This window comes from Corynebacterium coyleae (genome assembly GCF_030408635.1).
GTDB lineage: Bacteria > Actinomycetota > Actinomycetes > Mycobacteriales > Mycobacteriaceae > Corynebacterium > Corynebacterium coyleae.
The window spans coordinates 1,908,877-1,931,262 of the sequence record NZ_CP047198.1 but is presented as its reverse complement, the minus strand read 5'-3'; the positions used below and the strand labels follow the sequence as shown (position 1 = coordinate 1,931,262).

The window sequence follows — 22,386 nt, the reverse complement described above, 5'->3', positions numbered from 1 at the left end:
GGAGCGTGCCGCTTTGGCTAAAAATAAATCAAACCGTTTCGCCGATTTTGACCGCTCGGCGCTGTCGGAAAAGACCAGGGTGTTCAACCTGGCGAAAATGCTTGATGTCCCATCGAAGGACTTGGTTGTCGCACTCGCAGACTTAGGTCTGGTGAAGGTTGCGCAGTCCACGCTGACCAAGGCGGAAGCAGACATGCTTCTCGACGCCTTGGCGGCAGGGGCCAGCACCACATCCGACCCTGAGCGCGATAAAGAGGCGGATGAGAAGATCCGTAACCGCGTGCGCAAGGACGTGGAAAACGAGATCCACCAGATCGAAGAAAAGGTCGAGGCGGAACTGCAGACGGCTGAAGAACCGGCCGAGAAGCCTGCCGAAGAACCAGCGGAGGAACCGGCCGAGGAACCGCTCACCGATATCGAGCCCGAGATCACCCCGGCGCCGCAGGAGGATCCGGAAGAGGATCGCATCCCCGCTACTCACGCGCCGCTGTTTAAGGCACCGACGCGTTCGGAACGCCGCCGCGCCACCCGCAAGGCGAAGCCGGCCGAGGACACCGCCTCACAGAAGCAGCAGGTAGACGAGCCACTCGAAGATGGCCAGGTAGAGGATTCGGGTGAGGGTGTCGTCGATACGCACAGCGAGATCGACGAGCCTGTGGCGATCAAGGGGTCGTCTCGTCTGGAGGCGCAGCGCCGTCGTCGCTCGGAGCGCCGCGAGGAACACCGCAAGCGCTCCCGCATTGTGAGCCAGGCGGAGTTCTTGGCGCGCCGCGAATCGGTCGAGCGCCACATGGTCGTGCGTGAACGGGAGCGCCACGACGGGCAGGGGCGGATCACGCAGGTTGGTGTGCTTGAAGACGGCATGCTCGTCGAGCACTTTGTCACCTCCGATGCGCAGGCCTCGATGATTGGCAACATCTACCTGGGGCGTGTGCAAAACGTGCTGCCGAGTATGGAAGCTGCCTTCATCGACATCGGGCAGGGCCGCAACGGTGTGCTCTACGCCAGCGAGGTGGATTGGAAGTCTGCCGGCCTCGGTGGGCGTTCGCGCCGCATCGAGCATGCGCTGAAGTCCGGCGACCAAGTACTGGTGCAGGTGACTAAGGATCCGATCGGGCACAAGGGTGCACGGTTGAGTACCCAGATTTCGCTCGCGGGCCGCTACCTCGTCTACGTCCCGGGTGGGCGCAGCGCAGGTATCTCCCGCAAGTTGCCTACCCCGGAGCGCAAGCGCCTCAAGCAGATCCTTGCGGACGTGGTGCCGGGCAAGGGCGGTGCCATCATCCGCACCGCCGCAGAGGGCGTCAGCGAGGAAGCGATTGCTGCGGACGTGAACCGTCTGCACAACCAGTGGACCTCGATCCAAAAACGTGCCGAGGAGGAGAAAAACTCCAAGGGTGCCAAGCCGGTGACCCTCTACGAAGAGCCGAACCTGCTGGTCAAGGTTGTGCGCGACCTGTTCAATGAGGACTTCACCTCCCTGATCGTGGATGGCCGGAAGCCCTGGAACACCGTGCACGCGTACGTGCAGTCGGTTGCGCCGGATCTGCTGGACCGGTTGGAGAAGTTCGACCGCAACGCACACGACGGCAAGGATGCGTTCGAGGAATACCGCGTCGACGAACAGATCTCCAAGGCACTGTCGCGCACCGTGTGGCTGCCGTCGGGCGGTACGTTGGTCATTGACCGCACTGAGGCGATGACGGTGATCGACGTCAACACCGGCAAGTTCACCGGCTCCGGTGGCTCGCTGGAGGAGACGGTCACCTCGAACAACCTCGAGGCGGCTGAGGAGATCGTGCGTCAGATTCGCCTGCGCGACATCGGCGGCATGATCATCATCGACTTCATCGACATGATCCTGCCGGAAAACCAGGACCTCGTGCTGCGCCGTCTCAACGAGGCGCTGGGCCGCGACCGCACCCGCCACCAGGTCTCTGAGGTGACCTCGCTGGGCCTGGTGCAGTTGACTCGCAAACGCCTGGGCACCGGCCTGTTGGAGACGTTCTCCAAGCCGTGCGAGTGCTGCGACGGCCGCGGTGTTGTGCTCACTGAGGACCCCGTCGAGGCCGAGGAGAGGAAGCCCGAGCGCCCTGCTCGCAAGTCGCGCGAGTCGAAGCAGTCTCAGCGCAAGCCGCAGCAGAAGCAGCCGCTTGACGACGACCACATGGACGAACTGCTCGACTCCATCTTCTCCTCTGACAAATCTGCAAACGGCTCCGCTGAGGAGCCGACTGAAGAGTCGGCTGGCGAAGAGAAGCCGCGCCAGACCCGCCGTCGCGGGCGCCGTGGCGGCAGCCGTGGCCGCGGCCGCTCCGACGCCCCGCAGCGTGATGGGCAGCGTGACAGCGCCACCACCCCGGAGCGCGGCGAGCGGTCCGAGAAGCCGGCGCAGCCAGAGAAGCCGACCCAGACGTACGAGGAAGCGGTTGAGGAGTTCGAGGCCTCGCCGCGCCGCAAGCGTCGCACGCGCGGCAACTCCCGATCCGATCACAGGCCGCGCCGGGAAGACTTCGAGCAGGAGTCGCAAGCGCAGCAGGAACAGCAGGTACAGCAGGAAGAAAAGACCCCGAAGCGCAGTGCGTCTCGTAAATCGAGGAGCGCAGAAGCAGGGGCAACCGTGCAGGTGACGACGAAGACGAACCGTCGTGGTCGCCGTCGTGTTGTCCGCAAGTCGGCAACCTCTGCGCCGGTGCGTCAGCACGTCGCAGCGGATCCGGAGGACAAGCCGGTGAAGAAGGAGACTCGTCGACAAGCGCCTGCTGCACGACGTGGCCGCCGCCGTGCTACCCGACGTGGTGGCGGGCGCGGTTTGGAGTAACGCGTAGGGGCGGTGTAGTCTTTGGCAGTCGCTGTTTTGGGGCGTGCCGCCTCGTTGCCTTTGCATGCGGGCACGGCTGGCCACGTTAGGCCCTAAAACGCTTAAGTTGTTCCATTCCGACCTCGTTGCATGCCGAGGTTGGGCGAGTAGAGATAAGGGGTAACCCTCTATGTACGCGATCGTCAAGACCGGCGGCAAGCAGTACAAGGTTGCCGAAGGCGACCTCGTCAAGGTCGAGAAGCTTGAGGGTGAAGCAGGCGACAAGGTCGAACTCACCCCGGTCCTTCTCGTTGATGGCGCAAACGTCACCTCCGGTGCCGACGCTCTGTCCAAGGCAAAGGTCTCCGCGGAGATCGTTGAGCAGGGCAAGGGCAAGAAGGTCAAGATTCTGAAGTACAAGAACAAGACCGGCTACAAGGTCCGTCAGGGTCACCGCCAGCCGCTGACCACCGTCAAGATCACTGGCATCAAGTAACCAACTAGGAGAGATTGAACTATGGCAACCAAGAAGGGTGCATCCAGCTCCTCGAACGGTCGTGACTCTGAGTCGAAGCGCCTCGGCGTGAAGCGCTTCGGTGGCCAGCAGGTCAAGGCCGGCGAGATCATTGTCCGCCAGCGCGGCACCAAGTTCCACCCGGGCGACAACGTCGGCCGTGGCGGCGACGACACGCTGTTCGCACTGGCCTCCGGCTCCGTGCAGTTCGGCATCAAGCGCAAGCGTCGCATCGTCAACATCATCCCGGCTGACGGCCAGGGTGTTGCTTCCGAGGTCCTCGAGCAGGCTGAGGCAGCAGGCGTTGTTGAGGAAAACACCGCAACCGCGTAAGCGCGTGTAACGCTTCGGCGCCGCAGGTCCCGTGCATTCGGGCTTGCGGCGCTTTTTGCATATCATCGTCCGTGTTACAGAAAGGCGGAAAACAACCATGGCTCAATTCGTTGACCGTGCCACCCTGCACCTCCAAGCCGGCGATGGTGGCCACGGCTGTGTGTCCGTCCACCGCGAAAAGTTCAAACCCCTCGGCGGTCCGGACGGTGGCAACGGCGGCCACGGTGGCGACATCATCCTTGAGGTTTCCACACAGGTCCACACCCTGCTGGATTTCCAATACCGCCCGCATGTGAAGGCGAAGCGTGGTGGCAACGGCGCGGGTGATTGGCGCAACGGCGCGCGCGGCGAGGACCTCGTGCTCGAGGTGCCGGTCGGCACCGTTGTGCGCAGCGAAGAGGGCGAGGTGCTCGCAGACCTCACCGTGCCTGGCACCCGCTTCATCGCTGCAGAAGGCGGTTTCGGTGGGCTGGGCAATGCTGCGCTGGCTACCGCCAAGCGCAAGGCACCGGGCTTCGCGCTCAAGGGTGAACCGGGCCAAGCGCTGGACCTGATCCTGGAACTGAAGTCCATGGCTGATGTGGGCCTGGTGGGTTTCCCGTCGGCGGGTAAGTCGTCGTTAATTGCAGTGCTCTCCGCGGCAAAGCCGAAAATTGCGGACTACCCCTTCACCACGCTCGCGCCGAACCTGGGTGTGGTCAACGTTGGCCATGACACGTTCACCATCGCCGATGTGCCCGGGCTGATCCCGGGGGCAAGCCAGGGCAAGGGGCTTGGTCTGGACTTCCTGCGTCACATCGAGCGCACCGCCGTGCTGGCCCACATCGTGGATGTGGCCACGATGGAGCCGGGGCGCGACCCGATCTCTGACATCGAGGCGCTGGAGCACGAATTGGATACCTACGCCGAGGCGTTGGATATGGACACCGGCCTGGGCGATCTGCGCGAGCGTCCCCGCATTGTGGTGCTGAACAAGATGGACGTGCCGGAGGCTAAGGAGCTCGCGGAGTTCCTCAAGGACGACGTCGAGGAGAAGTTCGGCTGGCCGATCTACATGATTTCCACCGCCACCCGCGAAGATCTTGATGAGCTGAAGTGGGCGATGTGGGAGATCGTCAAGAAGGCCCGCAAGGCTCGCCCGAAGCCGGAGCGCACCGCTGAGGCTGAGGTGATCCGTCCGCGCGCAGTGGGTCGTTCCAACCGTGGCGGCATCGAGGTCACCCGCGACCCGATGTACCCGGAGGGTTGGCTGGTTACCGGTGAGAAGGCTGAGCGTTGGATCCGCCAGACCGACTTTGAAAACGACGAGGCCATCGGCTACCTCTCTGACCGTCTGAACAAAGCTGGCGTGGAGGAAATGCTGCGCAAGCTCGGCGCGGAAGAGGGCGATACGGTCACGATTGGTGAGATCTCCTTCGACTGGGAGCCATCGATCGGTGGCGACCCGACCCTTGCCGGCCGTGGCCAGGACGCGCGTCTTGGTGGCACCGACCGTGTGTCCTCGGCAGAGCGCAAGCGTGCATCGCAGGCTCGTCGTGGCCTGATCGACGAGTACGACTACGGCACCGGCGAAGAGGCCGATCGCGAGCGCTGGCAGGGATAGGGATGTCGGATCTTCGCAGCCAGATCGCGTCCGCACGTCGCATTGTGGTGAAGCTGGGCACCAGTTCGCTTGTCGACGACACCGGGCAGGTATCCCCAGCAAAAATCGACCGCATCGTCGACGCCATCGAAGCACGCATCGCCCGCGGTACCGACGTGGTTGTCGTGTCCTCCGGTGCGATCGCCGCCGGCATGGTCCCGCTCGGGTTGAAGACGCGCCCGCGAGACCTCGCGACGAAGCAGGCCGCAGCCTCGGTCGGCCAGATTCACCTCGCGCAGGTGTGGGGTGCCTCGTTTGCGCGCTACGGCCGCGCCACCGGCCAGGTGCTGCTCACCCAGTCCGATGCCGGTTCGCGTGAGCGGGCCCGCAACGCGCAGCGCACCCTGGAGCGGCTGCGTCAGATGGGGGCGGTGCCGATTGTCAACGAAAACGACACGGTTGCCACCTCTGAGATGCGCTTTGGTGATAACGACCGGTTGTCGGCGATCGTCGCTACGCTCATCGCTGCGGACGCGCTGGTGCTGCTCTCCGACGTGGATGCGCTCTACGACCGCAATCCGGCCGAGCCTGGGGCAGTGCGTATCGACGAAGTCCGAACCGGCAAGGATCTCGAAGCCGTCCAAGCCGGCGACGGCGGCGTCTTCGGCACTGGTGGCATGGCCGCGAAGGTGTCGGCGGCTCGCCTGGCTGCACGTGGCGGCGTGCCGGTGCTGCTCACTGCAACGGAGAACATCGACGCCGCGCTCGACCACGCCCAGGTGGGTACCGTGTTCCACACACGACCAGGCCGGAAACTGTCGGCATGGAAGTTCTGGGCGCTCTACGCGGCAGACGCGGAAGGTGTGCTGCGCCTGGACGAAGGCGCGGTCGAGGCCGTGACCCGTGGCGGCACAAGCCTGTTGGCGGTGGGGATCACCGGTATCGAGGGTGAGTTCCACGCGGGCGACATCGTGGAGATCCTCGGGCCGGATTCGGAAGCTATCGGCCGCGGGGAAGTGGCGTACGACGCCGCCGAACTTGCCGGGATGCTGGGTCGCCACTCCGACGAGTTGCCCGAACAGCAGCGTCGCCCAGTCGTCCACGCGGACTACCTGAGCAACTACGCGTCCAGGTTGTAGGGGTTAGATAATCGGCTCGTCAGGCATCCGCCAGATCTTGTCGCCCAGCGGGGTGACGCGGGTTCCGGGTTTGATCTTCATCAGGAAGTTTTCGTCGCTAGCTGTGCGCGGAAGGTAGGCGAATCCTGGAGTGTTGGTCAGTCCCATGATGGGCGGGTAGGACGGGTCGTAGTCGATGACCACGTCGAATTGGAGCAGGCGCTTGATGAGTCCGTTGGCTCGTTCGCGGGACTCGTTCGTCAGTTTCCCGGGCGCGACCATTTCGTGTCCGATGAGACGGAATGCGACGAAGGTGGCGTTTTTGGTGAGGGCCGGATCGACGTCCCAGGGCAGGTTCTCTTGGACGGTGGTGATTGGAGAGGTGTAGCCGGCTTGTTTTGCCAGTTGATGAATGTACTGGCGGGAAACGTTGTACTCACGGGCGATTTCTACCTGGCGGTAGCCGTTTTCCATCATGTAGATCACGAGCTCGGGTGAGAGGGGAGTTGTCATAGGCAATGCACTTTCTTCTACAGGTGTCGGGGAAACACTACAGGTCCTATAGGTGTGATCACATGAGTTTTCTTGAGGAATTCTTGACGGGCACTGTTAACTTCCTTACAGGGGTGGCGCCCGTGCGATCGTGGACACTCGAATAGTTCCAATGTCGGTGCCGGGGGTCGGGTTCTTCCGTACTCTGGGCAGGCATGAAGTTCACGTATTTGCCAAAGCCCAAAGACGAGCCCATCGCCGCGCTGGAGGCACAGGGCCATGAGTATGTCGCTCTCGAGGACAACCCTGACCTCGTGCTGTTCGGCGGCGGTCCGAAGGATTTCCCGGATGAGCTGCCCGACAGCGTGAAGGTCGTGCAGATCCAGTACGCCGGCATCGAGGGTTTGCTGGAGGCTGGCATCCTGGCTGAACATGCGGCCAACGGTGTGCGCTTTGCTAATGCGGGTGGGCTTTACGACGACACCGTGGCCGAATCCACCCTCGCCCTCCTGCTTGCCGTGGAGCACCGTATGAAGGCCGTGGACCGCGAGTGGAACAACACACAGCTGTTCAAAGAGAAGGAGTACCTCTTCGATAACAAGAAGCTCGCCCTGATTGGTGCTGGTGGTATCGGTAAAACCCTGATCCGCTTCTTGGAGCCGTTCGGTATGGAGATCACCGCCGTGAACCGCTCGGGCAACCCGGTGGACGGTGCGGACCGGACCGTTGCCATGAAGGATGCCGACGAGGTCTGGGCCGATCACGATTACTTTGTCCTGCTTACCCCGTTGACGGAGGAGACCCGCCACATGGTGAACACTGATCGGATTGAGCAGATGAAGGACACGGCGGTCGTCGTCAATGTTGGGCGCGGTCCGCTGATTGATACGGAGGCGCTCACCGACGCACTGGTCAACGGCAAGCTCCGTGGCGCTGGTCTTGACGTGACGGAGCCGGAGCCGCTGCCGGCGGACCACAAGCTGTGGGACCTGGATAACTGTGTGATCACGCCGCACACCGCGAATATCCCGCGGTACATGGAACGCCGCATCGGGGCGCTGGCGTTGAAGAACTGGGGCCTCTTCGAAGCGGGGGAGAAGATGTCGACCGAGGTCGACGTCGAGGCCGGGTACTAGATCACCACTACGTCAGTGCGGCAGAGTCCCGCTCTGAGCGCACCGCGTCTGCGACGGATTCTTGCCCGGTGTCCACCCGGGGAAGTTTGGTAAGTCGCGCTAAGGCTTCTGATCGTTTTACGTTTTCAGGGTCGGGCGTGTGCTTGTCGGACATGAAAAAATGGTGCGCCAGCCCACTGTCGGTGTCAAGACCTTGGCAGTTGCATTAACGCTACGATTGCCGCATGACTGCCCAACAGACTGATCAGCAACGCCAAGCCGAGCGCGACGAGGTACTGCAGAAAGCACAGCGTGCCAAGGATGTTGCCCCGACGATTGCGGTGCTGCCGACACCGGCGAAGGATGCGGTGCTGTTGGCGGCAGCGGAGGCACTGGCCGAGCGCGCAGGTGAAATCCTTCAAGCCAACGCGCGCGACATCGAAGAGGGTCGCGCGAACGGGCTGGCGGAGTCGGTGTTGGACCGGCTGGCGCTCGACGAGGAACGCATCGACGGCATCGCCGGGGGGCTGCGCCAGGTTGCGGGCCTGCAGGATCCGGTGGGCGAGGTGCTTACCGGACGTACGCTGCCCAACGGGATTCAGATGAAGAAGGTGCGCGTCCCGCTCGGCGTGATGGGCATGGTTTACGAGGCACGCCCGAACGTCACCGTCGACGCGTTCGGTCTGGCGCTGAAGTCGGGCAACGTGGCCCTGCTTCGTGGCTCCAAGACGGCGCGCCACTCCAACGAGGCGCTCGTCGCAGTGCTGCAGGACGTCCTCGCAGGCAACGACCTGCCGCGTGAGGCGGTGCAGCTCCTGCCGTGCGAGAGCCACGATTCTGTCCAGGATCTCATCACCGCCCGCGGGCTGGTGGACGTGGTCATCCCGCGCGGAAGTGCACGTTTGATCAACGCGGTGGTGACCGGCGCGATCGTGCCCACCATCGAGACCGGCACTGGCAACTGTCACTTCTACATCGACGCGTCCGCAGATCTGGACAAGGCGATCGCGATGCTGCTCAACGGCAAGACGCGCCGGGTCAGCGTGTGCAACTCGACAGAGACGGTGCTTATCGACGCCCACCTGTCCGAGACCGACAAACACACCATCATCGCGACGCTGCAGGAGGCTGGTGTGGTGGTGCATGGTGACGTCGATAAGCATGCTGCGTTCGGTGCCACCGTAGAACCCGCAACGGAGGAGGACTTCGCCGAGGAATACCTCAGCATGGACATCGCAAGCGCCATCGTTGACGGCGTCGATGGTGCGACCACGCACATCGCGCGTTACTCCAGCGGCCACACGGATGCGATCGCAGCCCAAGACGCAGATGCTTTGCGACGATTTGCTGCCGCCGTCGACTCCGCCGCCGTCGTCCTCAACGCCTCGACCGCATTCACGGATGGGGAGCAATACGGCATGGGTGCAGAGATCGGCATCTCTACACAGAAGCTTCACGCGCGCGGACCCATGGCGTTACCGGAGCTGACCACCACGAAGTGGATTCTGGAAGGTAATGGCCAGGTGCGCTAGTCTATCGGCGTGCTAAAATCCCGGACCTCCATTCGCGCCAAGTTTGCGCTGTTTGCCACGGCTATTGCGACGGCTGTGACCGCAACGTTGAGCCCCGTCGCACCGACCCCCGAAGCAGACGCGCAGACGCGCTGTCCGGCGGTCGCCGTCATCGCTGCCCGCGGCTCGGGCCAGAACACGCAGATTTACCGCACGAAGTATTCGTGGGCTGCGCCGTGGACCTCCAACGGTTGGGAGGGTGAGACGATTCGTGCGTTCCTGCAGCATGCGGAGCGTCGCTACGCAGCCACCCACGGCGGTAACTCGCTGATGAAGGACGTCGAGGTCATCGGCCTGGAGCCGCGCTACTACCCGGCGACGTTCCCCGAATACGACGTACCGTCGGTTGCCGTACCAAGCACCATCCTGCAGGCACTGGCTCTTGCGCTGCAGTACGCCAACCCGGTGTGGATGATGGCAAGGCGAGTAGCCACAGAGTTCGTGGATTCGGTCCAGATCGGACGCACCGGTGTGATGCAGATGGTCAATGACTACGAGCATCGCAGTGGTTGCCGCCCGAAGTACATCCTGTCCGGCTACTCGCAAGGCGCGATGATTCTGCTTGAGCACGAGCGCGAACTGGCACGCCGTGGCCAGTTGGCGGGTGTGGTCTACTTTGGCAACCCGAACACGGCGGCGGGGGATTGGTCCACCGTCGGCGTGCCAGCAGGTGGTGCCGGAGGCATGCTTGGCTTCTTGCCGTTTAACACCAAGACCGCAGGGGCGACCCCGAACCGCGTGAACTACTGCTTGCCGCAGGACTCCGTGTGTGACCTGTCCATTCAGACGCTGCAGGCATCCCAGCCAACTGGTGGCAACCACGCGCGTTACTTCCGTTGGCCATCGCGCTGGGACAACCAAGTCTCGGATGCTTTCGGCCGATTTGTTGATCAGGTACGCTACCGCTAATGAACCGCATCATTTCCGCTACTGTCGCTGCCGCGTTGTTGGCTGGCGCGACGCCTACTGTTGCCTCGGCCGCAGAGTTTGTGCGCAAGACCGAGGAAACGAAAACCGTCAAGGAAACGTGCCAGTGGAAAGTTGATGAGGAGGGCGGCAACCCCGTCCCGGTGACCAACAGCAAGGGCGAGCAGATCTGTGTCACGGAGACCGTGTCCCAGCCGGGCAGCTCCAACAAGGCAAAGTGGGCTGACGAGTCGAATCGTCCGGTGATCATCGGCACGGTGCTGGGTATTCTCGGCGCGCTGGTCGCAGGCGTCATCGGCATGTCTTTGCTGTTTATTGAGTCGATTAACATCCAGCCACTGCCAGGACTGAGGTAAACACCCAATGGCTGAGCACTACGCGGCATCGCTGGACAACGCCCGGCGCATCGGGGTGATGGGTGGCACGTTCGACCCGATCCACCACGGCCACCTCGTTGCCGCGAGTGAGGTGGCGGATCGCTTCAACCTCGACGAGGTCATCTTCGTACCCACCGGCCAGCCGTGGCAGAAGGCCGACCGGCACATCAGTCCGGCGGAAGACCGCTATCTGATGACCGTGGTGGCCACCGCGTCCAACCCGCGCTTCTCCGTTTCAAGGGTGGATATCGACCGCGGGGGACCCACCTACACGATTGACACCCTGCGGGACCTACGAAAACAATTCCCGGACGAGGCCCTGTTCTTTATCACGGGCGCGGACGCGTTGGCGTCGATCATGTCCTGGCACGACTGGGAAGAAATGTTTGAACTCGCCGAATTCGTCGGCGTGACGCGCCCCGGCTACGAGTTGCGCGAAGACATGCTGCCTGCGGATATCCAGGAACGCGTGCACCTCGTGGAGATTCCCGCCATGGCGATTTCTTCGACCGATTGCCGCGAGCGCGCCTCCAACGGGCGCCCGGTTTGGTACCTGGTGCCGGACGGTGTGGTGCAGTACATCGCGAAGAATTCGCTCTACGCACCCTAGGCGCGACCCCTGAACTGGAAATGTTGCGGTCATACGTGGGACAATGGCCCAGTTGATTTGTCCATGACCTGAATAAGGATTGCCACTTGACTGCCCCGCAGATCTCCATTGACCGCGCCAAGGTAGCCGCGAAGGCCGCCGACGAGAAGCTCGGCACCAATATCGCTGTTATCGACGTGTCTAACGTCATGGCGATCACCGACGTGTTCGTCATCGTCTCTGCAGATAACGAACGCCAGGTTGCCGCCATTGTTGAAGAGGTCGAAGGCGACCTGACCGACCTGGGTGTTGAGCCGAAGCGCCGTGAGGGCAACCGCGAAAACCGCTGGGTGTTGCTTGACTACGGCAACTTCGTGGTCCATATCCAGCGCGAAGCCGAGCGCGAGTTCTACGGCCTGGACCGCCTGTACGCAGACTGCCCGGCCATTGAGGTCGAAGGGCTCGAGCCTTACGAGCGTCCCGCAGCGTTTGGCGACGAAGCTGACCTGCGCAAAGCCCAGACCATCGAGGACCTTCCCCTGGCAGGTGAGGGACCCGAAGCCGCGGACGACGAGTACTAAGACCCATGCAGCGCCGACTGATTTTGCTGCGTCACGGCGAGACGCTCTATAACGCAACTCGCCGCATGCAGGGCCAGCTGGATACTGAACTGTCCGAGCGCGGACGCGCCCAGGCGCATGCTGCGGCAGAGGACCTGCGGCACTTGGGTATTAACAAGATCGTGTCATCTGACCTCATCCGTGCGAAGGATACGGCTGATGTGGTGGCGGCGGATTTGGACCTTGAGGTTGTCGTCGATAAGCGTCTGCGCGAAACCCACCTTGGCCAGTGGCAAGGCAAGACGCACGAGGAAGTGGACACCGCCCACGACGGGGCTCGTGCGTTGTGGCGCACCGACCCCACCTGGGCGCCGCCAGAGGGCGAAAGCCGCATCGACGTTGCGCAACGTTCCCGCGAAGTGGTCATGGAACTCATGCGTGACCACGATGAATGGGACAATGCTGCTGTCCTGCTCGTGGCGCACGGAGGCACCATCGCCGCGCTGACCGCCACGCTGCTTGGCCTGCAGGTGTCTCAGTATCCGCTGTTCAAGGGGCTCGGTAACGCGAACACGTCACGGCTGGTGGCAATGCCGCGCATTGACGACGACACCAAGACCCAGTGGTACATCGAAGCCTGGAACCGAGGCCGTAACTAATGGGTGTTCGCGTCGTGGTGGATTCCTCCGCGGGGTTGCCGCAGGAGGTCGTGGAGGAACTCGATATCTGCGTCGTTGACCTGCACCGTGTCGAGGGCGCAGAAGGGGAGTCCTCGTCCGGGTTGTCGTCGCTGGAACTCGCCGCCTGTTATGCCCGCCAGCTCGAGCGTGGTGGCGACGACGGCGTGATCGCCCTCCACCTTGCCAAGACGTTCTCGTCCACCTGGTCGGCTGCGGTGGCCGCGTCTGCGGTGTTCCCAGGCACGGTCCGTGTCGTGGAGACGCACTCTGCGGGCATGGCGATCGGTGCCGCAGCGATGGCAGCCGCGACTGTTGCGGCGGAAGGCGGCACGTTAGACGAGTGCGAAGCGATGGCGAAGTCCACCATTGCGCGCTCCGAAACGTGGTTGTACCTGCACCAACTCGACGATTTGCGCAAGTCCGGCCGCCTGCCTGCCGGCACTGCGATGCTCTCGGCTGCGCTGCTGGCAAACAAGCCGATCCTGCACATTCGGGAAGGCAAGCTCGAACTCGCGGGCAAGACTCGCACACAGTCGAAGGCGTTTGCCAAACTCACCGAGTTGGTAGAAGAGCGCGCGTGCGGCGAGCCCGTTTTCGCCGCAGTGCAGCACGCGGACGTGCCGGACGCCGCCGAGCAACTCGCGGATCTGCTGCGCGAAACACTTCCGGAAGGCTCACGGGTCATGGTCGAGCCGCTGGTGAAGGTGATCGCGATGCATACCGGCGAAGGGGCAATCGGCCTGTCGGTGGTGTTCTCATCTCGTAATTGTGGATAACTGTTGTTTTCGTCGCCCGTAGATGGCGGATTATCCACAGATTTTTTCTGACCCCTTGGCGAGTGCGCCGGGGGTTTATAGCGTTTTTGGTGTGAACGCCACTGAACGACTCAAGGAGCTCACCCGGCCCACCGGGGAAGAAGACCTCCTGACGGTGCGCTACCCGGAGCCGCGGGTGCGCATCCCTGTGAAACAAGCTGCGGCCGCCGCCGGTGCAGTGCTGCTCGCCGTCGGCGGATGGGCGGTGACCCGATCCGGCCCCATGGATGATGAGGGCGTTGCGTGGGAGCAGGTCGCCTCTCCCACCGAGGTCACAGGCACCGTGGTGGTCTCTGTTGTTGGTGAGGTGGAAAACCCGGGCCTGATCACGTTGAACCAGGGTGCACGGGTCGCGGATGCGCTGCAGACGGCCCGGCCATTGCCGGATGCTGACTTGATCTCGATCAATCATGCGCAATTGCTTGTCGACGGCCAACAGATCCACGTCCGCTCCCAACACGCCCCACCGGCCGCTACGGATTCCGGTGGCGGTGCTGGCGCTGCTGGCGCTTCGGCGGGTGGGGTGGTGTCGATCAACTCCGCATCGGTGCAGGAATTGACGACGATTACCGGAGTCGGCCCGTCAACCGCAGCCGCGATCGTGGCGCACCGTGAGGCAAACGGGCCGTTTGCGTCGGTAGATGCGTTGACTGACGTGAAAGGAATTGGACCGGCGAAACTTGCGGCAATGCGCGACCAGGTCGGCTTATAGACGGGGCGTGGGGTAAGTGGGGGAGATCAGGCTTGTCCCGGCGGCGCTGGTGGTGTGGGCAGCGGCTGCGGTGGCGATCACCCTCGGAGTGGGCATCGCGGTGGTTGTGGTGCTGGTGGCCGTTATCGGTGCTGTGGTGCTGCGCGCCTACGGGCAGGCGGTGTTCATTGCGGGGATGGGTGCGGCCGCCGTCGTGACCACCGGGGTGCGACTGCGCATTGCGCGGGCGTGGGAGCCCGCGGGTCAGTTCGTGGGCCGGGTATCGGGCGCGCCGAAGCAGACGAGCACCGGCGGGTTCATCGTCCGCGTGCAGGTAGACGGCAACCCGACGCTGACGCCCGTGTTTGTCGATGAAGTGCCGGACACTGCCGTGTCCGGCGCCCAGGTGGTTGTGCGCGGCGTGGTGAAGGAATCGGAGATGGCTGGGATCAACCCGATTGCGGTCAACGGGTCAGTTGAGGTGGTCTCCCCACCGCAGGGGTTGGCTGCGTTTGCGCAGCACACCCGGGAAACGTTTGCCGGCGTTGTCCAGGCCACCGTGGGGGAGTCCGCCCAAGGGCTGATCTCGGGCATGGTGCTCGGGGACGTCTCGTTGCAAACCAGCCAAGAACAGCAGGATTACATCGACACTGGCCTCTCGCACCTGTCAGCAGTCTCTGGTGCGAACGTGGCAATCGTGACCACGTTCGCAGCGATTGCCGCAGCGGCAGTGGGCTTGGGGCTGCGGGGTCGTATCGTGGCGTCGGCTGCGGCGCTGTTGCTCTACGCCTCGCTGGTCGGACCCGAGCCGAGCGTGCTGCGCGCTTCCGTGTCTGGGTTGGTGGGGTTGACTGCGGTGTTGGCGTCACGCCAGTCCGAGCCGATCCACGCGCTGTGTTTATCGGTGATCGGCCTAGTGCTGGTGGATTCAGACCTGGCGGTGCATTACGGGTTCGCGCTCTCGGTAGCGGCGACCGCGGGCATCGTCGCGCTGTTTCCGCTGTTGTACCGCGTCCTTGCTGCCACGGGCTGGCCCGACATTCTCGTGCGTGCACTTGCCGTTGCGGTTGCCGCCGACGTAGCGACGATGCCGATTGTCGCCATGATGGCCGGCCGGGCTTCTTTAGTCTCTGTGGTGGCAAACGTCATCGTCGCACCGGTGACCGGCCCGGTGACTGTGCTCGGCCTTGCGGCGGTGTTGCTCAGCCTCATCCACGGCGGGTTGGCTGCACCTGTGCTGTGGGTGGTGGAACCCATGGCCTATTGGGTGCGTGTGGTCGCAGAAAACGGTGCACGGTTTCCCGGTGCCACGGTAGAGACGGAACCCATCGTCGTCGTGGTTGTCTACGGATGGTTCCTCGCGGGCTTGTTTGCCGGATACCCGAAGACCACTCTGGCGGCGGCGCTTGTGTGCGGGTTTGGTGTGGTCCTGTCGCAGGCGCCGGCGGGCACGCCGGTGGATGTGGGCAGGTTGCGTGCTCATGTCGTCGAAAAGCAAGAAGATGCCCTGCCCATTCCGCCGGGCACGCAGCTTGTTGTCGTGCTTGAAAAGGGCCGCCCCCACCGAAGACCCGTGGTCACTGACCAGGGCATCCCCGTGATCTTTCCCAACCGCGACGGCAACGTTGCCATCTACCCGGATGGCACCCAAGTGCTGCCGCGGCGAGAGTTTTAAGATGGTCGTCATGCTCAACCCCGTGCACCTTGTCTTAGGCGAAGACGAATTCCTCGCCGAGCGTGCCACAAAAAAGATCATTGCCGACGCTGGCGACGGCATCGAAGTGACCACACTGCGCGCAGGCGACGTCACCGAAGGCGAAATCGCCATGACAACCAGCCCGTCACTGTTCGCCGAAGACCGCGTCGTACTGGTCAAACACGCAGAACTCGCAGGCAAAGAACCCACCGAGGTACTGCTGAAAGCGTGCGTGGATCCTGCGCCCGGCATCGTGATCATCATCCAGCACACCGGTGGTGGGCGGCAGAAATCGCTGGTGCCCAAGTTCAAAAAACTCGCCGATGTGCACGAGGCCAATCCGCTTAACGACGGCCAACGGCGCACCTGGGTCACCGAAGAGTTCCGCTCCCACGGCGTGCGCCCTACCCCCGATGTGGTTGCTGCACTCTTGGAATCCGTCGGCTCAGACCTGCGCGAACTTGCCTCCGCCGTTAGCCAGCTTGTCGCCGACACCGACGGGGAAATCACCGTCGCCGCAGTGCGCGAATACTACGTTGGCGTCGCGGAGGTCGCAGGCTTTGACATCGCCGACCAAATGGTCGCCGGCCGCGCCGACCGCGCACTCGCATCGACGCGCCGGGCGCTTCAACTGGGCGTCAAACCGGCCACCATCGCCGCAGCGCTCGCCCACAAAGTCGGCGACATCGCGAAACTTTACGGCGTGCGCGGCAACCCCGACCAGATCGCACGCACCGTAGGCATGCACCCGTACGTGGCCAAGAAAACCATGCAGGTGGCGCGCCACTGGTCCGGCCGAGCGGTGTCCGAAGCGGTGATCATCGTGGCTGACCTCGACGCAGAGGTGAAAGGCCAAGGCGGCGACGCCGAGTTCGCCCTGGAAAACGCCGTGCGACGCATCGCGGAGCTCGTATGATCGCGCCGGGAGATCTCGCCGTCATCATCGGCCTCAACGTCATCGGTGCCGCCGCGCCAGGTCCCGACGTGGTGCTGATTACCCGCACAGCGACGCGCTCGCGCCGCCACGGGTGGGCAACCGCCATCGGCATCCAAACTGGCGTGCTCATGTGGTGCGCGCTCACTGTCTTTGGCGCTGCGGCGCTGCTCAACGCGTTCCCAGACGCGCTGACCTACGTCCAACTGGTGGGTGGTGCAGTGCTGATCGCGATGGGTGCGAGCAACGTTCGTGGTGGTCTCGCGGATCGGCACAACCCACCAATGACCCTCGAAGAGGCGGAGCAGCGGCTCGGCACGGTGCGCTCTGCATACATGCGTGGCTTAGCAACGAACCTCGCCAACCCCAAGATCGTCATCGCGCTGTCCGCCATGATCGCCCCACTGCTGCCGCCCAGCCCCAGCCTGAGCACCGCCCTCATCGTGACGTTTGCGCTGTGGCTGAGCTCCTTCGTCCTGTTCGCCGTCTTCGTCCAGGTGATCTCTACCCAGCGGGTGCGGCGCAAGTTCCTGAGCGCCGGCCCCTACATCGACATCGGTGCAGGCGCGTTCTTCGTTATCGTCGGCCTGACCTTGATCGTGCGCGGGGCGCTGGCGCTCTAACCGCCCTGTAAACGGCTCGCCGTTTACAGGTAGGGCAGGAGGAAGCGCACCGTGTGGGCGGTTGCGCTCGGGTCGGTGAACCAGGTGTGGATGCCACCCTCGATGCGCTCCACGCGCGTGGCCGCGTCGCAGCCCTGCGCCTCAAACGTGGTCACGTTGTCGGAGCGCGAACGGGTGGTCGTGCCCAAGCACTTGTTCTTCGAGGCCATGGTGCGCATGACGCTATCCACCGACTCGTAGAACGCACCGTGCCGGATACCGCCGTTGTATCCCACTACGTTGTCGTTGGTGCCGTGCATGATCAGCGTGGGCACCGATCCGGAGGTACAGCCGGTCACGGTCGGGTTGTAAAACGCACCAGCGACGGAGGCGACCGCCTTGACGGTGTCGGGGGCGTGGCAGGCAAGTGCGGCCGCAAATCCGCCGCCGTTGGACAGGCCGGCTGCGACGACACGGTTCGGGTCGGCGCCGTACTGGGTGGCGGCGTCGTCGATAATGGCGCGCGTGTAGGCGATGTCCTCATTCAGCGACGTGCGGGCATACGGCGCTCCAGCCCACGCGTTGTCAACACCCTGCGCGTAGATCACAATCGTGTTGTCGATTGCGGTCTCGAACTTCTGGTAGTCACGCGTCTGGCTTGCGGTGTGCTGCCAGCCACCAAAACCAAGAATCACCGGGTAGGCGACGCCCTCGGAGTAGTTCGACGGCAGGACCACATCGTAGGAGCGCGAGGTGCCATCCACCACGATGCGGCGCGTGTGCTTGCCCGGAGCCTTGTCGCCCACGGCGCCATTGCGTATCGACGACCCCGCTTCCGCCATCGGCACCGCTACCAAAATACCGGCGATGATCAACGTCAACACGCCAAGCGCCTGCTTGACCTGCGGGTTATTCATCGGAAGGAGTTTCGACAATGCCGAAACGAGCTCAGCTGCATCCACGGATGCCGAAACGGACGGGTCTGCAGCCTTCGCCTCTGGAGCGATTGCAGGGGATGCCATCAGGCTAAACGTCAGCGCGGCCGCAACCGCACGCTTTTTAATTTTCACGGAAGTTCCTCTTTTGTCGGGCCGCACGCGGCGTTAGAAACAAGTAAATCCCGCCCCGAATAAACCTGGGCGGGATCAACCTGTGAACAACGGCAATTAGTCCATCTTGTTCAGGGCGCGAGCCATGTTGGACTTCTTGTTCGCCGCAGAGTTGCGGTGGAAGACGCCCTTGGTCACAGCCTTATCCAGCTTGCGGGAAGCAACGCGCAGCTGTGCCTCAGCGGCAGCCTTGTCGCCGGACTCCACAGCCTCACGGAACTTACGGATCTCCGTGCGGGTAGCGGAACGGAAGGACTTGTTGCGCTGACGACGCTTCTCGTTGGTGAGAACGCGCTTCTTCTGCTGCTTGATGTTTGCCATCGTGAAATACCTCTTGGTTTCTCAATCGAACATGTACATGTCGCGGCATCTGGCAGGGCATTGCGTGCAGTGCTTTGGGTATCAAACGCGAACCCAAGGTCCTGTCCGCGTAGCACCGCACACCCTATTGAGCGCCGGATGCGAACAACCCCGAAAGAATAACAGTGTGAACTGCACAAACCAAACTGTTGGAGTTACGACCAGTTGAAGCGTTCGCGCAGCGTGTTGGCCACCCGCTGGAAGCGGCGTGGCGGGACGGTGGTGCCGCGACGTTCCACGTCTGATTCCGGCACGACCAGAGTCTTGTCTAGCCGTACCCAGCATGGCTGGCCGGAGGATTCCCAATCGCCCGGACCGATTTCAAACCACCGCTCGTCGTTTTCGTGTTCCCGCTCGGGGGAGATCAGCAACCCCAACACGTCGTGGCGCTCGCGGCCCACGATCAGGATCGAGCGCTGCCGCGGCGGATGTGAAGGGACGGTGACCCAAACAACCTCGCCTGGTTCGGCGGTGCCGTCCATGTCCGGGGCGTAGTAGATGCTGCGACACACGGAGTCGGTGGGGCGCACCGAGACTTGCGGGGCACGACCACGGCGTTGCTGGATCTGGGATGTCAGTCGATCGCCAAACAGCGTAAAACCGTGGTCGAGGACGGGTTTCCTCTTTCGCTTAAAGCGCTCAAACGCCACGGTTTCACCTCCGGTTTATGGTCACTGGCCACTCTAAGCCTTCGCGGGGGATGGAACAACCACTTTTTGCTGCGAATGTTTCCCTACGTCGCGCAGCACCCACATGAGTAGCGCGGTCGTTCCGATGGTGAGCAACGCGGAGACGGCCGTTTGGGGCAGGGTGATTTCTGTTTCGCCTGGATCAGTCAACCCCAGCGTGCCGTAGGAAAACACGATGGTGTTGGACACCGCGTGCAAAACTACGGCCGCCTCCACGCCGCGGGTGCGCCAGGTCAGCAGTGCGGCGCACAGGGCGAAAATGGCGATGTCGAGCAGACCGATCCAGTTGTACAAGTGCAACGCCACGAACACGGCGGCGGGCAGCCCGTAGCAAATCCAGCCAGGTGAGATCCACTGGCCGAGGATCTGCGGCAGGCTCGCGCGGAAGACGTACTCCTCGGCCGCGGCCTGCAGCGGGACGACGACGACAAAGGCGGCGAGCAGCATCCATTCGCGAGGACTCAGCGAAAGGTCGCCGGTCCCGAACGGGAGGGCGTCGAGAAGCACCTGCGCCCCATAGATCGCGCCGACCACCACGAACGCGCGCCCGGCAACGCCCCAGCGGAATCGCCCCTCGACGCTGGAGAGCGCACCGGGTTTGCGCCCCACCACCCGCGCGGCAATAAACGGCGCAGGCAGCCAAGCCGCGATGAACAACACCTGCACCAGGGAGGCAAGCGGGTCGGAGGAGGTTTCGTCGAAAAGATCGCCCAGCCCGTAGAACCCAGCGGCAAGGCCGATCGGCACCGCCATCGCCATCGTGAACGCTGCGATGCACACAGCAAGCACCACGAACTCGACGAGCGGACGCCACCACGCAGGCTTGCGCAAACGGTGCGTTAAACCAGCTCTGTGAAACTCAGTTGGCATGCCCACACGTTAGCGCGTCGCGCGACACGTAAGATGAAGCAATTATGGCTGCCAAATCGACGAACTTCGCGGAAAATACGTTCACGGACCCCGCCCGCATCCGTAACTTCTGCATTATCGCCCACATCGACCATGGTAAGTCCACGCTGGCAGACCGCATTTTGCAGCTGTCCAACGTGGTGGACGAGCGTGAGATGCGCGACCAGTACCTCGACAACATGGACATCGAGCGCGAACGCGGCATCACCATCAAGGCCCAAAACGTTCGCCTGCCGTGGGTGCCCAAGACCGGCGCGCACGCGGGTGAAGAGATGGTGTTGCAGATGATCGACACCCCAGGCCACGTGGACTTTTCCTACGAGGTCGCCCGCTCCCTCGACGCGTGTGAGGGCGCAATTTTGCTTGTCGACGCCGCCCAAGGCATCGAAGCCCAAACGCTGGCCAATCTCTACATGGCCATCGACAATGACCTGGAGATCATCCCGGTGCTGAACAAGATCGACCTGCCGGCAGCCGACCCGGAAAAGTATGCACTGGAGATCGCCAACATCATCGGCTGCGAACCGGAAGACGTGCTGCGCGTGTCCGGCAAGACGGGCGAGGGCGTGCCGGAACTGCTCGACCGCGTCGTTGAGCTGATTCCGGCTCCCGAGTCCGAGCACGGCGCAGAGGCGCCGGCCCGCGCCCTGATTTTCGATTCCGTCTACGACACCTACCGTGGCGTCGTCACGTATGTGCGCATGATGGACGGCCGCCTCGAGCCGAACCAGAAGGTGCAGATGATGAACACCGGCACCACGCTCGAGATCCTGGAAATCGGCGTGGTCTCACCCACGATGAAGAAGACCAAGGGGCTTGGCCCGGGCGAGGTCGGCTACGTGATCACCGGCGTGAAGGACGTGCGCGAGACCCGCGTCGGTGACACCGTCACCTGGGCTTCCAAGGGCGCTTCGGAGCCGTTGGAAGGCTTCGAGGAAGTGAAGCCGATGGTGTACTCGGGCCTGTTCCCAGTCTCCCAGGAGGACTTCCCGGCCTTGCGCGAGTCGCTAGAGAAGCTGCAGCTTAACGACGCCTCCCTCACCTGGGAGCCCGAAACCTCCGTCGCCCTGGGCTTCGGTTTCCGCTGCGGCTTCTTGGGCCTGCTCCACATGGAGATCACCCGCACCCGCCTCGAGCGCGAATTCGACCTGGACCTGATCTCCACTGCGCCGTCGGTCACCTACCGCGTGATCGCCGAAGACGGCACCGAACAGATGGTGCACAACCCGTCCGACTGGCCCGGCGGCAAAATCCCCGAGGTGTACGAGCCGATCGTGAACATGACGATCATCGTGCCCCAGGAGTTCGTCGGCTCCACCATGGAACTGTGCCAGTCCAAGCGCGGCCAGATGAAGAACATGGAATACCTCTCCGAGGACCGCGTGGAGCTGCGCTACCTCATGCCGCTCGGCGAGATCATCTTCGACTTCTTCGACATGCTGAAGTCCCGCACCAAGGGCTACGCATCGCTCAACTACGAAGAAGCCGGCGAGCAGCAAGCCGACCTGGTCAAGGTGGACATCCTGCTCCAGGGCGAACCCGTCGATGCGTTCTCCGCCATCGTGCACAAGGACTCCGCCCAGTGGTACGGCAACAAGATGACCAAGAAGCTCAAAGAGCTCATCCCACGCCAGCAGTTCGAGGTGCCCGTCCAGGCCGCGATCGGCTCGAAGATCATCGCCCGTGAAAACATCCGCGCCCTGCGTAAGGACGTGCTGTCGAAGTGCTACGGCGGCGACATTTCCCGTAAGCGCAAGCTGCTGGAGAAGCAGAAGGCCGGTAAGAAGCGCATGAAGTCCATCGGTTCGGTCACCGTGCCGCAGGAAGCGTTCGTGGCAGCGCTGTCCACCGACGAGGAGTAGTTCGGCGCCCTAGTTTGATGTAAAACCACGCAGTACCGCCTGCGTGGTTTTACACTTTGCC

23 protein-coding genes are annotated in these 22,386 nt (G+C 63.1%); 18 read left to right on the top strand and 5 right to left on the bottom strand.

The annotated features are described in order from the left end of the window. Positions 1 to 13 precede the first annotated feature (13 nt). From CCOY_RS09330 to proB, 5 genes are all read left to right on the top strand, one after another. Complete coding sequence (locus CCOY_RS09330; protein ID WP_425284094.1) at positions 14 to 2,821, top strand: translation initiation factor IF-2 N-terminal domain-containing protein; 2,808 nt, start codon at positions 14 to 16, stop codon at positions 2,819 to 2,821. Positions 2,822 to 2,990: 169 nt separating this feature from the next. After that, positions 2,991 to 3,296 carry a 50S ribosomal protein L21 gene (rplU, locus tag CCOY_RS09325; RefSeq protein WP_070421308.1) on the top strand — a complete coding sequence of 102 codons (306 nt, stop codon included), beginning with the start codon at positions 2,991 to 2,993 and terminating at the stop codon, positions 3,294 to 3,296. Between the two features lie 21 nt (positions 3,297 to 3,317). Beyond that, complete coding sequence (gene rpmA / locus CCOY_RS09320; RefSeq protein WP_070421309.1) at positions 3,318 to 3,647, top strand: 50S ribosomal protein L27; 330 nt, start codon at positions 3,318 to 3,320, stop codon at positions 3,645 to 3,647. A gap of 97 nt (positions 3,648 to 3,744) precedes the next feature. Further along, on the top strand, positions 3,745 to 5,250 hold the full coding sequence (gene obgE, locus CCOY_RS09315) for a GTPase ObgE (protein WP_092100500.1): 1,506 nt from the start codon (positions 3,745 to 3,747) through the stop codon (positions 5,248 to 5,250). A 2-nt stretch (positions 5,251 to 5,252) separates the two neighbouring features. Next, positions 5,253 to 6,368, top strand: a complete 1,116-nt coding sequence (proB, locus tag CCOY_RS09310; RefSeq protein ID WP_092100499.1) for a glutamate 5-kinase — start codon at positions 5,253 to 5,255, stop codon at positions 6,366 to 6,368. Positions 6,369 to 6,371: 3 nt separating this feature from the next. Here the strand turns inward: proB and CCOY_RS09305 are convergent, their stop codons facing one another. Beyond that, positions 6,372 to 6,860: a hypothetical protein gene (locus CCOY_RS09305; RefSeq protein ID WP_092100497.1), complete on the bottom strand. Its 489-nt coding sequence runs from the start codon at positions 6,858 to 6,860 to the stop codon at positions 6,372 to 6,374. A gap of 194 nt (positions 6,861 to 7,054) precedes the next feature. On the opposite strand from CCOY_RS09305, the gene CCOY_RS09300 reads away from it, so the two are divergent. From CCOY_RS09300 to CCOY_RS09245, 12 genes are all read left to right on the top strand, one after another. Next, positions 7,055 to 7,975, top strand: coding sequence for a D-isomer specific 2-hydroxyacid dehydrogenase family protein (locus CCOY_RS09300; protein ID WP_070453649.1), 921 nt, complete (start codon positions 7,055 to 7,057; stop codon positions 7,973 to 7,975). A gap of 224 nt (positions 7,976 to 8,199) precedes the next feature. After that, on the top strand, positions 8,200 to 9,486 hold the full coding sequence (locus CCOY_RS09295) for a glutamate-5-semialdehyde dehydrogenase (RefSeq protein WP_070820200.1): 1,287 nt from the start codon (positions 8,200 to 8,202) through the stop codon (positions 9,484 to 9,486). A 9-nt stretch (positions 9,487 to 9,495) separates the two neighbouring features. Further along, a complete protein-coding gene (locus CCOY_RS09290; protein ID WP_083279295.1) occupies positions 9,496 to 10,434 on the top strand; it encodes a cutinase family protein in 939 nt (312 codons plus the stop codon). Beyond that, positions 10,434 to 10,808, top strand: a complete 375-nt coding sequence (locus CCOY_RS09285) for a hypothetical protein (protein WP_070421315.1) — start codon at positions 10,434 to 10,436, stop codon at positions 10,806 to 10,808. The genes CCOY_RS09290 and CCOY_RS09285 overlap by 1 nt, the downstream gene beginning before the upstream one ends. Before the next feature lie 7 nt (positions 10,809 to 10,815). Continuing rightward, positions 10,816 to 11,439: a nicotinate-nucleotide adenylyltransferase gene (nadD, locus tag CCOY_RS09280; protein WP_070421316.1), complete on the top strand. Its 624-nt coding sequence runs from the start codon at positions 10,816 to 10,818 to the stop codon at positions 11,437 to 11,439. Positions 11,440 to 11,525: 86 nt separating this feature from the next. Next, positions 11,526 to 11,999 carry a ribosome silencing factor gene (rsfS, locus tag CCOY_RS09275; RefSeq protein ID WP_070421317.1) on the top strand — a complete coding sequence of 158 codons (474 nt, stop codon included), beginning with the start codon at positions 11,526 to 11,528 and terminating at the stop codon, positions 11,997 to 11,999. A gap of 5 nt (positions 12,000 to 12,004) precedes the next feature. Next, positions 12,005 to 12,637, top strand: a complete 633-nt coding sequence (locus CCOY_RS09270; RefSeq protein ID WP_092100495.1) for a histidine phosphatase family protein — start codon at positions 12,005 to 12,007, stop codon at positions 12,635 to 12,637. Then, positions 12,637 to 13,434 carry a DegV family protein gene (locus tag CCOY_RS09265; protein WP_070569645.1) on the top strand — a complete coding sequence of 266 codons (798 nt, stop codon included), beginning with the start codon at positions 12,637 to 12,639 and terminating at the stop codon, positions 13,432 to 13,434. Before CCOY_RS09270 ends, CCOY_RS09265 begins: the two co-directional genes overlap by 1 nt. 91 nt (positions 13,435 to 13,525) lie before the next feature. Further along, the gene (locus tag CCOY_RS09260; protein ID WP_070840270.1) at positions 13,526 to 14,185 is read left to right on the top strand and encodes a ComEA family DNA-binding protein; all 660 of its coding nucleotides are present in this window, start codon (positions 13,526 to 13,528) and stop codon (positions 14,183 to 14,185) included. A gap of 16 nt (positions 14,186 to 14,201) precedes the next feature. Beyond that, positions 14,202 to 15,839, top strand: a complete 1,638-nt coding sequence (locus CCOY_RS09255) for a ComEC/Rec2 family competence protein (RefSeq protein ID WP_092100492.1) — start codon at positions 14,202 to 14,204, stop codon at positions 15,837 to 15,839. A 1-nt stretch (position 15,840) separates the two neighbouring features. After that, complete coding sequence (gene holA / locus CCOY_RS09250) at positions 15,841 to 16,776, top strand: DNA polymerase III subunit delta (protein WP_092100490.1); 936 nt, start codon at positions 15,841 to 15,843, stop codon at positions 16,774 to 16,776. Continuing rightward, a complete protein-coding gene (locus tag CCOY_RS09245) occupies positions 16,773 to 17,417 on the top strand; it encodes a LysE family translocator (RefSeq protein ID WP_070421323.1) in 645 nt (214 codons plus the stop codon). Before holA ends, CCOY_RS09245 begins: the two co-directional genes overlap by 4 nt. A 23-nt stretch (positions 17,418 to 17,440) precedes the next feature. Here CCOY_RS09245 and CCOY_RS09240 read toward each other — a convergent pair whose 3' ends face one another. The 4 genes from CCOY_RS09240 to CCOY_RS09225 form a co-directional block, all read right to left on the bottom strand. After that, complete coding sequence (locus CCOY_RS09240; protein WP_092100488.1) at positions 17,441 to 18,466, bottom strand: CE1 family esterase; 1,026 nt, start codon at positions 18,464 to 18,466, stop codon at positions 17,441 to 17,443. Positions 18,467 to 18,562: 96 nt separating this feature from the next. Further along, entirely contained in the window at positions 18,563 to 18,826 is a 264-nt protein-coding gene (gene rpsT, locus CCOY_RS09235) for a 30S ribosomal protein S20 (RefSeq protein WP_070421324.1), read from the bottom strand. A 194-nt stretch (positions 18,827 to 19,020) separates the two neighbouring features. Next, a complete protein-coding gene (locus CCOY_RS09230; RefSeq protein WP_070421325.1) occupies positions 19,021 to 19,515 on the bottom strand; it encodes a type II toxin-antitoxin system PemK/MazF family toxin in 495 nt (164 codons plus the stop codon). 33 nt (positions 19,516 to 19,548) lie between these two features. Then, complete coding sequence (locus tag CCOY_RS09225; RefSeq protein WP_092100486.1) at positions 19,549 to 20,424, bottom strand: CPBP family intramembrane glutamic endopeptidase; 876 nt, start codon at positions 20,422 to 20,424, stop codon at positions 19,549 to 19,551. Between the two features lie 44 nt (positions 20,425 to 20,468). On the opposite strand from CCOY_RS09225, the gene lepA reads away from it, so the two are divergent. After that, positions 20,469 to 22,325 carry a translation elongation factor 4 gene (lepA, locus tag CCOY_RS09220; RefSeq protein WP_092100484.1) on the top strand — a complete coding sequence of 619 codons (1,857 nt, stop codon included), beginning with the start codon at positions 20,469 to 20,471 and terminating at the stop codon, positions 22,323 to 22,325. Positions 22,326 to 22,386 lie beyond the last annotated feature (61 nt).

Excerpts from the sequence above, each read along its gene's own strand:
- holA (WP_092100490.1), top strand. The coding sequence starts at position 15,841 with ATGGTCGTCATGCTCAACCCCGTGCACCTTGTCTTAGGCGAAGACGAA.
- rplU (WP_070421308.1), top strand. The coding sequence starts at position 2,991 with ATGTACGCGATCGTCAAGACCGGCGGCAAGCAGTACAAGGTTGCCGAA.
- rpsT (WP_070421324.1), bottom strand. The coding sequence starts at position 18,826 with ATGGCAAACATCAAGCAGCAGAAGAAGCGCGTTCTCACCAACGAGAAG.
- CCOY_RS09285 (WP_070421315.1), top strand. The coding sequence starts at position 10,434 with ATGAACCGCATCATTTCCGCTACTGTCGCTGCCGCGTTGTTGGCTGGC.
- rpmA (WP_070421309.1), top strand. The coding sequence starts at position 3,318 with ATGGCAACCAAGAAGGGTGCATCCAGCTCCTCGAACGGTCGTGACTCT.
- obgE (WP_092100500.1), top strand. The coding sequence starts at position 3,745 with ATGGCTCAATTCGTTGACCGTGCCACCCTGCACCTCCAAGCCGGCGAT.
- CCOY_RS09245 (WP_070421323.1), top strand. The coding sequence starts at position 16,773 with ATGATCGCGCCGGGAGATCTCGCCGTCATCATCGGCCTCAACGTCATC.
- CCOY_RS09265 (WP_070569645.1), top strand. The coding sequence starts at position 12,637 with ATGGGTGTTCGCGTCGTGGTGGATTCCTCCGCGGGGTTGCCGCAGGAG.
- lepA (WP_092100484.1), top strand. The coding sequence starts at position 20,469 with ATGGCTGCCAAATCGACGAACTTCGCGGAAAATACGTTCACGGACCCC.
- CCOY_RS09305 (WP_092100497.1), bottom strand. The coding sequence starts at position 6,860 with ATGACAACTCCCCTCTCACCCGAGCTCGTGATCTACATGATGGAAAAC.
- CCOY_RS09270 (WP_092100495.1), top strand. The coding sequence starts at position 12,005 with ATGCAGCGCCGACTGATTTTGCTGCGTCACGGCGAGACGCTCTATAAC.
- proB (WP_092100499.1), top strand. The coding sequence starts at position 5,253 with ATGTCGGATCTTCGCAGCCAGATCGCGTCCGCACGTCGCATTGTGGTG.
- CCOY_RS09300 (WP_070453649.1), top strand. The coding sequence starts at position 7,055 with ATGAAGTTCACGTATTTGCCAAAGCCCAAAGACGAGCCCATCGCCGCG.
- CCOY_RS09295 (WP_070820200.1), top strand. The coding sequence starts at position 8,200 with ATGACTGCCCAACAGACTGATCAGCAACGCCAAGCCGAGCGCGACGAG.
- CCOY_RS09225 (WP_092100486.1), bottom strand. The coding sequence starts at position 20,424 with ATGCCAACTGAGTTTCACAGAGCTGGTTTAACGCACCGTTTGCGCAAG.
- nadD (WP_070421316.1), top strand. The coding sequence starts at position 10,816 with ATGGCTGAGCACTACGCGGCATCGCTGGACAACGCCCGGCGCATCGGG.